Below are 260 nucleotides of genomic sequence, written 5' to 3'. Positions count from 1 at the left end.
AGTTCAAGGCGTTCGCCGGCAAGCACGTGCGCGCGCTGCCGGTGCCGGACGTCTCCGGCCAGTCGCGCAAGTTCTTCGACCAGCTCGGTGACTACGCGGTCTCGCAGGGCGCCAAGGGCCTGGCGTGGGTGCGGGTGGCCGAGGACAGCTCACTGACCGGCCCGATCGCGAAGTTCCTGACGCAGGAGAACGTCGCGGAGCTGACCAAGCGGCTGTCCCTCGCTCCCGGCCACGCGGTGTTCTTCGGCGCGGGCGAGTTC

General features: G+C 70.0%; 1 protein-coding gene. It reads left to right on the top strand.

Annotated elements, in window-relative coordinates; genetic code table 11:
• On the top strand, positions 1 to 260 hold a 260-nt coding region (locus tag J0695_RS40320), incomplete at both ends, for a GAD domain-containing protein (RefSeq protein ID WP_307798907.1).

Origin of the sequence: Streptomyces beijiangensis, from assembly GCF_017315755.1 — a bacterium.
Lineage (GTDB): Bacteria > Actinomycetota > Actinomycetes > Streptomycetales > Streptomycetaceae > Streptomyces > Streptomyces beijiangensis.
Note: the sequence above shows the minus strand (reverse complement) of the source record. Positions and strands in the feature narration are given on the sequence as shown.